The organism is Pseudoalteromonas sp. LC2018020214 (assembly GCF_016598755.1).
Classification (GTDB): Bacteria; Pseudomonadota; Gammaproteobacteria; order Enterobacterales; family Alteromonadaceae; genus Pseudoalteromonas; species Pseudoalteromonas distincta.
Genome location: NZ_CP066804.1, coordinates 1,868,228 through 1,880,128 on the forward strand (window position 1 = coordinate 1,868,228; position 11,901 = coordinate 1,880,128).

12 protein-coding genes are annotated in these 11,901 nt (G+C 37.9%); 6 read left to right on the plus strand and 6 right to left on the minus strand.

Annotated elements, in window-relative coordinates:
- Window position 1: 1 nt before the first annotated feature.
- The 5 genes from JG479_RS08270 to seqA form a co-directional block, all read right to left on the minus strand.
- Window positions 2–979 (minus strand): alpha-ketoacid dehydrogenase subunit beta, encoded by a 978-nt coding sequence (locus JG479_RS08270; protein ID WP_002962936.1) that lies wholly within the window; start codon window positions 977–979, stop codon window positions 2–4.
- Window positions 979–2,193 carry a thiamine pyrophosphate-dependent dehydrogenase E1 component subunit alpha gene (locus JG479_RS08275; protein ID WP_193226497.1) on the minus strand — a complete coding sequence of 405 codons (1,215 nt, stop codon included), beginning with the start codon at window positions 2,191–2,193 and terminating at the stop codon, window positions 979–981. Before JG479_RS08275 ends, JG479_RS08270 begins: the two co-directional genes overlap by 1 nt.
- 265 nt (window positions 2,194–2,458) lie before the next feature.
- Window positions 2,459–3,511 (minus strand): succinylglutamate desuccinylase, encoded by a 1,053-nt coding sequence (gene astE, locus JG479_RS08280; protein ID WP_149602584.1) that lies wholly within the window; start codon window positions 3,509–3,511, stop codon window positions 2,459–2,461.
- A gap of 119 nt (window positions 3,512–3,630) precedes the next feature.
- Entirely contained in the window at window positions 3,631–5,268 is a 1,638-nt protein-coding gene (gene pgm / locus JG479_RS08285) for a phosphoglucomutase (alpha-D-glucose-1,6-bisphosphate-dependent) (protein WP_002962933.1), read from the minus strand.
- Window positions 5,269–5,277: 9 nt separating this feature from the next.
- Complete coding sequence (gene seqA / locus JG479_RS08290; RefSeq protein WP_200218643.1) at window positions 5,278–5,874, minus strand: replication initiation negative regulator SeqA; 597 nt, start codon at window positions 5,872–5,874, stop codon at window positions 5,278–5,280.
- A 220-nt stretch (window positions 5,875–6,094) separates the two neighbouring features.
- On the opposite strand from seqA, the gene JG479_RS08295 reads away from it, so the two are divergent.
- From JG479_RS08295 to fur, 5 genes are all read left to right on the plus strand, one after another.
- Window positions 6,095–6,862: an alpha/beta fold hydrolase gene (locus JG479_RS08295; RefSeq protein WP_002962931.1), complete on the plus strand. Its 768-nt coding sequence runs from the start codon at window positions 6,095–6,097 to the stop codon at window positions 6,860–6,862.
- A 95-nt stretch (window positions 6,863–6,957) separates the two neighbouring features.
- Window positions 6,958–7,179, plus strand: coding sequence for a DUF2788 domain-containing protein (locus tag JG479_RS08300; protein WP_002962930.1), 222 nt, complete (start codon window positions 6,958–6,960; stop codon window positions 7,177–7,179).
- A gap of 2 nt (window positions 7,180–7,181) precedes the next feature.
- The gene (gene ybfE / locus JG479_RS08305) at window positions 7,182–7,460 is read left to right on the plus strand and encodes a LexA regulated protein (RefSeq protein ID WP_002962928.1); all 279 of its coding nucleotides are present in this window, start codon (window positions 7,182–7,184) and stop codon (window positions 7,458–7,460) included.
- A 14-nt stretch (window positions 7,461–7,474) separates the two neighbouring features.
- Window positions 7,475–8,002 (plus strand): flavodoxin FldA, encoded by a 528-nt coding sequence (fldA, locus tag JG479_RS08310; protein WP_007586856.1) that lies wholly within the window; start codon window positions 7,475–7,477, stop codon window positions 8,000–8,002.
- A 186-nt stretch (window positions 8,003–8,188) separates the two neighbouring features.
- Window positions 8,189–8,632: a ferric iron uptake transcriptional regulator gene (gene fur / locus JG479_RS08315; protein WP_002962922.1), complete on the plus strand. Its 444-nt coding sequence runs from the start codon at window positions 8,189–8,191 to the stop codon at window positions 8,630–8,632.
- A 273-nt stretch (window positions 8,633–8,905) separates the two neighbouring features.
- On the opposite strand, the gene glnS is transcribed toward fur, so the two are convergent.
- Window positions 8,906–10,564 carry a glutamine--tRNA ligase gene (gene glnS / locus JG479_RS08320; RefSeq protein ID WP_002961815.1) on the minus strand — a complete coding sequence of 553 codons (1,659 nt, stop codon included), beginning with the start codon at window positions 10,562–10,564 and terminating at the stop codon, window positions 8,906–8,908.
- A gap of 218 nt (window positions 10,565–10,782) precedes the next feature.
- On the opposite strand from glnS, the gene JG479_RS08325 reads away from it, so the two are divergent.
- Window positions 10,783–11,853 carry a DUF3083 family protein gene (locus JG479_RS08325; protein ID WP_200218645.1) on the plus strand — a complete coding sequence of 357 codons (1,071 nt, stop codon included), beginning with the start codon at window positions 10,783–10,785 and terminating at the stop codon, window positions 11,851–11,853.
- Window positions 11,854–11,901: the final 48 nt, after the last annotated feature.

The window sequence follows — 11,901 nt, forward strand, 5'->3', positions numbered from 1 at the left end:
CCTAAAAATCCATTGATTGTTTAATTGCAGCCAACACTTTTAGTGCATCCGGTACGTATTCTTTTTCAAGTGCCAACGGGTATGGTGTATCTAGACCACATACACGTAAAATTGGCGACTCTAAATGCAAGAAACACGCTTGTTGTATTGTTGCTGCTATTTCGGCACCAAAGCCATTAGTTATAGGCGCTTCATGGCTCACGATTAAACGACCGGTTTTAATAACCGATTTAGCAATCGTTTCAACATCCCATGGTAAAATACTACGAAGGTCAATAACTTCACAGCTTATACCTTGCTCGCTTGCTTGCTGTGCTGCCTCTTCAATAATCTCCATTTGAGCACCCCACGCTAAAAGCGTAATATCGGTACCCTCTTGTACTACTTCAGCCGTGCCTAATTCAATACTATAATCTTCTTCTGGCACTTCGCCTGTTGATGCACGATATAAACGCTTAGGCTCAAAAAATATGACAGGGTTATCATCTTTAATAGAGGCACGTAATAACCCCTTAGCTTGATAAGGGTTACGCGGTACAACCACTTTTAAGCCCGGTGTATGTGCAAAATAAGCTTCGGGTGATTGCGAGTGATATAAGCCACCAGCAATACCACCGCCATAAGGCGTACGAATAGTTAAGTTACCAACATTAAATTCATTACCACTGCGATAACGAAATTTAGCGGCTTCATTTACTATTTGATCGAACGCTGGGAATATATAATCAGCAAATTGAATTTCTGCCAATGCAGGCGCACCAAATGCCGCTAAACCATTAGCAAAGCCTAAAATACCTTGTTCGGTTAAAGGCGTATTAAAAACGCGATGCTTACCGTACTTTTCTTGCAAGCCTGATGTTGCTCTAAATACACCACCGAAGTAACCAACATCTTCGCCAAAAATACAGGCTTGAGGGTGTTCGTTCATCGTAATATCGAGGGCAGAGTTAATTGCGTGGAGCATGTTCATTTTAGCCATTACTTAATTCTCCCTGCGGTTACTGGGTAAGCATCTGGATGCTGTTTTATATGTTCTTTTAATTGCTCGTACTGACGTTGCAATAACGGAATTGGAGTATCGTAAACGTCAGATACCAATTCTTCTAAAGCAGGCTTGGCAACAACTTCAGCACGCTTAAGCGCTGCTAAAATTTCTTCACGAATCGACTCTTTTGCTTTTATGTCGTCCTCTTCGTTTAACCAATCTTGCTTGACCAACCATTTTCTAAATTTATCAATAGGACAGATTTGATTATTTGCTTCTTCATCTTTAGAGCGATAACCACTTGGATCGTCTGACGTAGAGTGCGCACCTAAACGATAAGCAATCGATTCAATAAGCACAGGCTCACCTTGTGTTGAGGCTATTTCGCGTGCTTTTTTAGTCGCTGCATACACTGCAAGTGCATCTGTGCCATCAACACGAATTGTTTTAATACCATAACCTACACCACGCGACGCAATACCATCGCCTTTAAACTGCTCATCAGCAGGGGTAGATATGGCATAGCCGTTATTACGTGCAAAAAATATAACCGGCGCTTTGTGAACAGCCGCCATATTTAAGCCCGCATGAAAGTCACCTTCTGATGCAGCACCTTCACCAAAGTAACAAATAGTCACGTTATCAATTGTGCTTGCAAGCTCACCTGTTTTAGCGTCGATATGCTTTATTTTTTGACCATATGCATAACCTGTGGCCTGTGGTATTTGCGTACCCAGTGGCGATGAAATCGTCATGTAGTTTAGCGCTTTAGAGCCATAATGGATTGGCATTTGGCGACCTTTACCTAAATCCAATTCATTTGAGAACATTTGGTTCATAAATTGATCGAGTGTAAAACCACGATAATGTAGTGCAGCTTGTTCACGATATTGAGCCATGATCATATCGTCTTGATCAAGTGCAGCAGCAGAGGCTGTAACTGCGGCTTCTTCGCCTAGGCATTGCATATAAAAACTAACACGACCTTGGCGCTGCGCGCCTTGCATACGTTCATCTAACAAACGTATAAAACGCATTGTTTCATATAACTTAATAGCGGTATGTTTTGAAATATCAGGTGCGGTTGCACTAGGATGAATGTCGCCGTCCTCAGTTAAAATACTAAGGGTTGGAATATTAAGTGCTTGGCCATCAATAAATTCAAGCGCGTGGTTAATATTCAGCGATACGTTATTTGGATTACTCATAACCTACCTTCTTTTGTTGTCGGTAAAACAGTGCCCCTTTAAATTATTATTGTGGGTGATTGTTGCTGGTTAAACTTTGCAACATCTGCACTATCTTTAATTAAAGCTGCCAACACTTTACGTTAACGTAAAGTGTTATTCAACACATCTGGGACGAAACAAAAGCAAATACAGGTTAAATAAGTGGCAAGTTAACGATACGGTTACTTTAATTAATAGTAATCATATAGTTAACTTGAAGCCACCAGTGGTCTGATGAGTTTAATTAGACGAAATTGCTATCAATATCCATTGGAATAACGGTAAGCAGTGCCCTTTGGCCTAATGCTACGCTCGCATTTGGAAATATAATAGCCTCACCTTCAACGTCAGCGTAAATCGCTGTATCACCGTCGGTTGCAAGTAGTTCACCTTTCGCAAAGCCAGTAAAGTTCTCAGCATCATCAGAAAAAGGGAAACTAAAATCATCCTGCGTTCTATTAATTGTGCGGTGCACTGCAAATAACTCAAACTCACTTGCATTAAAATCAGGGTATTTAACTTCATTTTGGCTAATTAATGCAGTTAATGTTTGCTTTGTTTTTTCAAAGCGGGCCATATCATTTTGGCCAAATGGCTTAACCTGACCCAGCTCTACCGTAAACGAGTCCGCACCATGAACAAACGACGAATAATAGCTAAACGTTGTTGCGGGTGATTTCATCATAAGTACGGTATTTACACCACAGCTCAATAAAAATTGTAACTGTGACTTTTTCCATGGCTTACCATGTAAAAATGGATACACAGCAAATTTTTCGTTTTTAGAGCCTCTAATTGCAGTGTGTAAGTCGTAATGACATCGGCTACTGCCTTGCTGGCCACGTGCATAAAAGTCACTTACGTATTGCTCAAGCTTTGCAGCGCGGTTTCGTTCATTATTCATTGGTACACCTTCAACTGTATGGTGACCATTAAATAATCTATTTAAGTTTTCTTCTACAAAACGCAGGCCAATATTAATTGATTGTGGATTACCATAAATAAATAAAACACGCTGTTTAAGGACTAGCTCACCTTTTATAATTTGTTTAATGAGCGCATCACAAATTTCAATTGGCGCAGTTTCGTTACCGTGTACAGCGCTTGAATAAATTACATCTTTGCTTGTTTTGACAGCAGGTTGAAACTCAATTACACCGGTATCGTGTATATTTACACAAGTTCCATTATCTAAAACAAATTCACCTGCATCTAAATGCCATTCGTTATTACGGCTAAGCGTTAAAAAATCGCCCGTTTGTTTTAATTCATTTAAGTAAGATGGATTGGCTGACATGTAATAAGCCCTTTAAAATAATGTGAGAGTCAACTCTTATGCATACATATGCACAAGGTAAAGGTATAGAAACAAAAACGGCTGAATAAATCAGCCGTTTTAAAATAGTTTAAGCAGTGTTAGCTGATCACAGAATCGACTAACTTTTTAGCTTCTTTTTCAAGTAACGCTAAATGCTCTTCACCTTTAAATGATTCAAGGTATATTTTATAAATATCTTCAGTACCTGATGGACGCGCTGCAAACCAGCCATTTTCAGTGACCACTTTTAAACCACCAATTGCCGCATCGTTACCTGGTGCATGAGTCAGTTTTTGCAAAATAGGTTCGCCAGCAAGTGTATCTGCTTTAACATCAGAAGCACTCAATGCTTTTAAACGTGACTTTTGGCCGCTTGAGGCCGGTGCATCAAGGCGTTTATAAATTGGAGAACCAAACTCTTGTTCTAGTTCTTTATATAGCGCTGATGGAGTTTTACCTGTTACTGCAAGTATTTCTGCAGCAAGTAGTCCCATAATAAAGCCGTCTTTATCTGTACACCATACAGAGCCATCAAAACGTAAGAATGCAGCACCTGCGCTTTCTTCGCCACCAAAGGCAAGCTTGCCTTTGCTTAAGCCTTCAACAAACCATTTAAAGCCTACGGGTACTTCTTTTACTTTTCGATTATTGCGCGCTGCTACTTTATCGATCATAGAGCTAGAAACCAGTGTTTTACCAATCTCTACTGTTTCATTCCAATCACGGTGTTTAAGTAAGTAATCAATTGCCACTGCTAAAAAGTGGTTTGGATTCATTAAACCATCTGGCGTTACAATACCGTGGCGATCGTAGTCAGGGTCGTTACCAATAGACACATCAAAATCATCTTTTAATGCAATAAGGTTCGCCATTGAATAAGGTGATGAACAATCCATACGAATTTTGCCATCTTTATCAAGTGGCATAAAAGCAAAACGTGGGTCAACAACATCATTAACAACGGTTAAATCTAAATTATATTTTTTAGCAATAACAGGCCAAAAATTAATACCTGAACCACCTAGTGGATCAATACCAATTTTGATACCTGCATCGCTAATGGCTTTTAAATTAACGATATTTGCTAAATCATCAATATAAGGAGTCATTAAATCTTCGTAGCGAATAAAGCCTGAACGTGAAGCTTTAGCGAATGGGAATAACTCAACTTCGACCAAGTCTTCTAATAAAAGTTGATTTGCTCTGTCTTCAATCCATTTAGTAACGTCGGTGTCAGCAGGTCCGCCATTAGGTGGGTTATATTTAAAGCCACCATCTTCAGGAGGGTTATGCGAAGGCGTAACAACAATCCCGTCTGCAAGCTCATTTGGGTGTAGCTTGTTATGGCTAACTATGGCGTGGCTGATAACTGGCGTTGGTGTAAAGTCACCGTTTTCTTGCGTTATCACTTGCACTTCGTTAGCAACTAAAACTTCAATAGCTGAATTAAATGCAGCCTCACTCAGTGCGTGTGTGTCTTTACCTAAAAATAACGGACCAAAAATATCATTTTGTTTTCTATAATCACAAATAGCCTGAGTAATCGCTAAAATGTGTGACTCGTTAAATTTAACATCGTAAGAACAACCACGGTGGCCTGATGTACCAAAAGCAACACAATGCTCTGGATTTTGTTCAAGATCAGGTTCGTTTAAGTAATACGCAGATACTAATTTAGGTACGTTAACCAGTGCTGATTGTGGAGCAGTTTTGCCTGCGCCTGAGTGAATAGCCATTATATTTCCTTACAGGTAATCGCGAATTTTTTCAGCTTGCTCTGCACTATATCCAAGGCAAAGAGCAACTTCATGAAGCATCATTTTTTTACGCGTTGTATTAGAATTTGTCATAACCCAATATTCACTATCAGTTATGTTTTTAGGGTTCATACTACTACCGCTATTTACTAAGGCTTCTTTACTAGTAGCAAAGTAAACACGGTCACGCCCTTTTATATCTAGTACAGCCGAAAAATCAGTTTTATGTGTGCGGTAAAATGCACTTAAAATAAACAAAAAGCGCCCAACAACACCCTTTTGCATTGCCAGCTCTTCTTTATTTAATACATTAAAAACATTATCGCTTTTTTGCTTCACGGGTGCGTGAGCTACAGGCGTTTGTTTTTTTGAAGTCTCAGCAGCAGGTGGTTCTGAGCTTTTTAATGTGGCGGTAGACGTAGTCGCAGTTTGATTATTTTGAGTTAGTTCTACGTTTGCGGTTTGAATTTTTTCGCCGTTCAGATTTAATAAACGACGTAAAATAGTGGATGCACTTTCACCAATACTTTGCGTATTGCTTGCAATATACTGATATAACTCGTCGTCTATGTCGATTTGTTTCATGTTCTTCCTGTCATTACGGGTCACATTTTTTTCTCCCGTGTGATTATACCCAAACCAATCAGAAATGCGAGTTACAACAAGCACTCCCGTAAACATATTAATATTTACTTGATTGTTGTTGATTTAACGAACAAAAGCCCAATTTAATAAATAGTCGCTGTATTTTTTGCTTTTTAGAGCAATGCTCGGCAAACTATGGCGAAATTTTCAGGAGGCGTGTATGCAGTTAAATTACAAGCAACAAGGGCAAGGCCCTAATGTTATTTTGATCCACGGACTTTTTGGATCATTAGAAAACCTAAATGTAATCGCAAAACCATTAAGTGAACACTTTAATGTTATTAACGTTGATTTACGCAACCACGGGCTTTCTCCTCATAGTGATGAAATGAACTACCCTGCAATGGCTCAAGATATTGTTGAATTATTAGCACATTTAAACATAGATAAAGCACATTTAGTTGGACATTCTATGGGTGGGAAAGTCGCAATGGAATTAGCACTAACACACCCTGAACTGGTAAATAAATTGGTTGTACTTGATATCGCACCTGTTAGTTACCCTGCTCGCCACACAAAAATATTACAAGCATTAAAAGCAGTTTCAACGCAGTCAATAGACGATAGAAAGCAAGCTGATGCAATTATGCAGCCTTATATTGAAGAGCTGGGGGTTCGACAGTTTTTACTTAAAAGCCTCGCCAAAAATGAAGAAGGTCATTTTGCATGGCGATTTAACCTAAATGTGCTTGATGAAAAATATTCGACAATCACATCCAATGTTAATGAAAACAATTCTTGTTTATGCGATACTCTTTTCATTAAAGGTAATGATTCTGACTATATATTGCCCGAGCATCGTACTGCAATTACAGCACGCTTTAAAAACACCAAGGCTAAAATTATTCATGGCGCAGGTCATTGGCTTCATGCTCAAAAGCCTCTTGCTGTTAATAAAGCGATAAATGACTTTTTAACTGCGGTTTAAAGCAATTTTAATCGCGTGTTTTTGATTCAGCGCACTAAATATATGAATATTTATATGCTATAGTACGCGCCGTTTAATTTAAAGGTTATACGTTGATGGTCAGTCAGTTAATTAACGAATTTGATACCCTAGGGTTGTATTTTGGCTTAGCCGGTATTTTCATATTCATCGGCATGGCAATTAAAGACGTACTAAAAAGTGGCAATGTACCAAAGTTCGGACAATACATTGTTTGGGGCGTGCTCTTTTTAGGTTGTTCAGGCTTTATTGCTAAAGGGCTTATTCAAGTATTTTGGCAAGGCGCAGGTGTAGGTTAAGCATGGCGAAGTCAGAAACAGATAGAACTACACTCGATTTATTTGAATACGAAAAACGCCCAGGCAGACCTAAGACCAATCCCCTTTCTCGGGATATGCAGTTAAAGGTAAATAAACGTAATCAAATAAAAAGAGATAAAGCACGTGGTTTAAAGCGTGTTGAATTTAAAGTTTCATCGCAGTTATATCAAGCATTGAGTGATATGGCAGATGCACAAAATATTAGCCGCAGTGCGCTGATTGAAACGATTTTACAAGAAAGATTGGCTATTGATACATAAAAGGTTTTAAATCCATGGCAAGTGTAGGCATTTTTTTCGGAAGTGACACAGGTAACACAGAACACGTAGCAAAAATGATCCAAAAAGAATTGGGTAAAAAGCTAGTGGCTGTTCATGATATTGCAAAAAGCTCTAAAGAAGAGATTGCTGAATTTGATTTAATCTTATTCGGTATCCCTACTTGGTACTACGGTGAAGCTCAATGTGACTGGGATGACTTTTTTCCAGAACTTGAAGAAGTAGACTTTGAAGGTAAACTTGTTGCTATTTTTGGTTGTGGTGACCAAGAAGATTACGCTGAGTACTTTTTAGATGCAATGGGCATGATCAACGATATTGTTACTGAACGTGGCGCTATTGTTGTGGGCCATTGGCCAAGTGAAAGCTATGACTTTGAAGCATCTAAAGGAATGGCTGATGATAAGCACTTTGTAGGTTTGGGTATCGACGAAGACCGTCAACCAGAGCTTACAGAACAACGTGTTAAAGCATGGTCTGCTCAAGTATATGAAGAAATGTGTTTAAGTGAATTAGCTGACTAATTTACTGCATATATCGCTAGCTGTTTAAATAATTATCAAACAGTTAGCGTTTTAAGCTTTAGAGGCAATATATATCAATTGTTCTTTGCACTTAACGCTTAGGCACGTTATCCTGTTTGTTGCTAATGTGTCGTGTACATCTTTGCAAGATGTCTAGTATAACCAAATAAAATTGAGACAGATTTAATGACTGATCATAACTTGGAACTTAAAAAAGCCGGTTTAAAAGTAACTTTACCGCGTATTAAAATATTAGAGATTTTACAATCTCCAGATAACCAACACATCAGTGCTGAAGATGTTTACAAAATTCTTTTGGATCTAGGTGAAGAAATTGGTCTTGCAACTGTATACCGCGTACTTAACCAATTTGATGATGCGGGTATTGTAAGCCGTCATCACTTTGAAGGCGGAAAATCAGTATTTGAACTTTCAGGAAGCACTCACCACGATCATTTAGTATGTTTGAAATGTGGCAAAGTAGTAGAGTTTGAAGATGACATGATTGAGCGTCGTCAGCTAGAAATTGCTGAAGAAAATGGTATTACTCTTACAAACCATTCTTTGTATTTATACGGTGAGTGTAATGATAAAGCAGCGTGTAAAGAATTTAGCGACGCTAACAGCTAATACCGCTTTTAAAAGCAATAAAAAAACCTGCTAAGTGCAGGTTTTTTTGTGCCTAAAAGACAATAGTAATAAATATACCCAGTAATTCCTGGGTATATTTTAAGTATTATACCAATCCACAATAATACTTAATCATTTTGCGGGGCTAAACGTGTCGTTACCTGCGTTAAAAAATGCTCATTTAGAATAACTAAATAGCGAATTTTTTGCCTAGCTATCAACACGTTTTTCCAGCCTCAAAATAGATCACTTAATTAAGCGAATTGGTATTACTTATTGAGTTTTAGACCATGAATCGCGAAGACCCACTGTTTGATTAAATACAACGTTCTCTGATTTAGAATCACGAGAGAAATAACCTGTACGCTCAAACTGAAAGCCCTGCTCTGCTTGCGAGTTAGCAAGCGATGGTTCTAATTTAGCATTAGGTAAAACAACCAGTGACTCTGGGTTTAGCGTAGTTTCAAATTCCTCTGCAGCTGCTGGATTTGGTACGCTAAACAAACGGTCGTATAAACGAACTTCTGCAGTAATAGACTCTGGTGCTGAAACCCAATGAATAACACCTTTTACTTTACGACCATCACTTGGGTTTTTACCAAGTGTTTCGTTGTCGTAAGTACAGAAGATGGTTGTGATTTCGCCATTTTCGTCTTTTTCAACACGCTGCGCTTTAATAACATAAGCACCACGTAAGCGTACTTCTTTATCAAGTACTAAACGTTTGAATTTGTTATTCGCTTCTTCTTTAAAGTCTTCTCGTTCAATATAGATTTCACGAGTAAATGGAACATCACGACGCCCCATTTCTTCTTTATTTGGGTGATTAGCCACTGATAAAGTTTCAACTTTATCTGCATCGTAGTTTTCAATAACGATTTTAACAGGATCGAGTACAGCCATTGCACGTGGTGCATTTTCGTTTAAGTCTTCACGGATACATGCTTCAAGCATGCCCATTTCAACCATATTCTCTTGTTTTGTTACACCAATACGCAAACAAAATTCACGAATTGAACCTGGTGTATAACCACGACGACGTAAACCTGCAATAGTAGGCATACGAGGGTCATCCCACCCTTCTACATAGTTATTTACTACTAAATCATTTAGCTTACGCTTTGACATAATAGTGTATTCAAGATTTAAGCGCGAAAACTCAATTTGCTGTGGGTGACACTCTAAACTAATGTTATCAAGTACCCAGTCGTATAAACGACGGTTATCTTGGAACTCTAATGTACATAATGAATGTGTAATACCTTCAAGCGCATCAGAAATACAGTGAGTGAAGTCATACATTGGGTAAATGCACCACTTGTCTGCTGTTTGGTGATGATGAGCAAAACGTACACGGTAAATAATTGGATCGCGAAGCACCATAAATGAGCTTGCCATATCAATTTTAGCACGCAGTACACATTCACCTTCTTTGAATTCACCAGCGCGCATTTTTTCAAATAACGCTAGGTTTTCTTCAACTGAAGTATCTCTATAAGGACTGTTTTTACCTGGCTCTTTTAATGTACCGCGGTACTGTCGTGCTTCGTCTGCAGTTAAAAAACAAACGTACGCTAAGCCTTTTTCAATAAGCTCTACTGCGTAACCATATAAAGTATCAAAATAGTTAGAAGAATACTTTATGTCGCCATCCCAATTAAAGCCTAACCACTGTACATCCTCTTTAATAGAGTTAACGTAGTTAATGTCTTCTTTTTCAGGGTTTGTATCGTCAAAACGTAGGTTACATAAACCGTTGTAGTCTTTTGCGATACCAAAATTCAAACAAATTGATTTGGCATGGCCAATATGTAAAAAACCATTTGGCTCAGGTGGAAAACGTGTATGCGTTGTCGCATGTTTGCCACTTGCTAAGTCTTCATCAATTCGGGTTCTAATAAAGTTACTTGGGCGATTCTCAATTTCCGCCATAGGAGTGTGATCCTCTAAATATTACGTAATAACAAAACTAATGCATTATTACAAAAACATACAATAACATACAGCAATAGATTAAGGTTTATTTTAGATATTGATTAACTTTAATCCACTTGTTCAATTGTTTATGAATAAAATTTGTTTTAACGCAACATTTAGGTCATCAAAGCCAATTATAGTAGCTAAATAACCTACTTTATAAGGATTCTAAGATGGCGACACTTAATCAACACCGTGTATATATTCCAACTAATGCACGCGCTAACCACTATTTATTGGCTGAAATAATACCTAATGAAGCATTTTATAATAGCTTTAGCACTATAAACTGTTGCTACGAGCGTATTGCACGTCAATTATTTGCATGTTGTGATGAGTATGAACTGCATAATGTACATTTATTAGCAAACGATAAACTACCAGTTGTACGCTTTCATGATGAGTCATATCAACTAGAAACCGACAAGCAGATGTTGTTTTTTTATAACCCTCGTTATCACGAGGCACATAAAATTTATTACTTACCAGATATAAAAAGCAAGAAAATACGTTTCTTGTTTTTAGCCACGGGTGAAGACTTACGTGCAAACTCAGCTTTGTTTCACAATAGAGTACAAAAAGTATTAAACTTACTCCAAGAACAGTTATTTATAAATCAGCCCCAATTTAAACTTCGCGATCACCAACATCTAACTTACGATTTATTTGCTAAAGATAAGGGAAATAAAGAGAGTTATGGATATAAACTCAGAAGCCTCTACCCTCGTTATCAATCAAGGCAATGTAATATTCCTAGTGACTATGCTGAAATGACTTACGCAACATTTACCATTGCGGTTTCTCGGGCCATCAAAACACAGTTTCAAACAATGGTGAACAATAACGATGTGGAAAAGTTTTATGATTACTTTGCAGATAGTTTTAAACGCGCATGTGAACAAAACAAACTAACACACGGTGCAATGGTAGCTAATGGCGCAATACCCATTGTCCGAAACAGTAAAATAGATAAAAATGAAGGTAATGCAGAGTTACAAAAGTTGAGCTTTGATGTTGAATCAAATGAAAATCAAATTAAGTATTTTTATGAAGCAACAAAATTAGTAGAAACACTACATTTTGTTATTGTAGCAACGCAGCAGGATAAACATGAAATTGGTTATGGCCGCTTTATGAACCAAGTAGAGAAAACAATTCATGCATTATGTAACGAGCTGGCTATAAATAAACAACGACAAGATTTGTCTGTACGCTTTTTTCAGCATATTAGTTATCCGTTCTAAATTTACCTCAATAACAAAAAGGCCCGCATAAGCGGGCCTTTTCAGAGG

What these genes read in the sequence shown, in the direction of transcription:
- seqA (WP_200218643.1), bottom strand. Translation starts at nt 5,874, where the DNA reads ATGAAACAAATCGACATAGACGACGAGTTATATCAGTATATTGCAAGC.
- JG479_RS08270 (WP_002962936.1), bottom strand. Translation starts at nt 979, where the DNA reads ATGGCTAAAATGAACATGCTCCACGCAATTAACTCTGCCCTCGATATT.
- JG479_RS08275 (WP_193226497.1), bottom strand. Translation starts at nt 2,193, where the DNA reads ATGAGTAATCCAAATAACGTATCGCTGAATATTAACCACGCGCTTGAA.
- JG479_RS08295 (WP_002962931.1), top strand. Translation starts at nt 6,095, where the DNA reads ATGCAGTTAAATTACAAGCAACAAGGGCAAGGCCCTAATGTTATTTTG.
- ybfE (WP_002962928.1), top strand. Translation starts at nt 7,182, where the DNA reads ATGGCGAAGTCAGAAACAGATAGAACTACACTCGATTTATTTGAATAC.
- pgm (WP_002962933.1), bottom strand. Translation starts at nt 5,268, where the DNA reads ATGGCTATTCACTCAGGCGCAGGCAAAACTGCTCCACAATCAGCACTG.
- glnS (WP_002961815.1), bottom strand. Translation starts at nt 10,564, where the DNA reads ATGGCGGAAATTGAGAATCGCCCAAGTAACTTTATTAGAACCCGAATT.
- fldA (WP_007586856.1), top strand. Translation starts at nt 7,475, where the DNA reads ATGGCAAGTGTAGGCATTTTTTTCGGAAGTGACACAGGTAACACAGAA.
- astE (WP_149602584.1), bottom strand. Translation starts at nt 3,511, where the DNA reads ATGTCAGCCAATCCATCTTACTTAAATGAATTAAAACAAACGGGCGAT.
- JG479_RS08325 (WP_200218645.1), top strand. Translation starts at nt 10,783, where the DNA reads ATGGCGACACTTAATCAACACCGTGTATATATTCCAACTAATGCACGC.
- fur (WP_002962922.1), top strand. Translation starts at nt 8,189, where the DNA reads ATGACTGATCATAACTTGGAACTTAAAAAAGCCGGTTTAAAAGTAACT.
- JG479_RS08300 (WP_002962930.1), top strand. Translation starts at nt 6,958, where the DNA reads ATGGTCAGTCAGTTAATTAACGAATTTGATACCCTAGGGTTGTATTTT.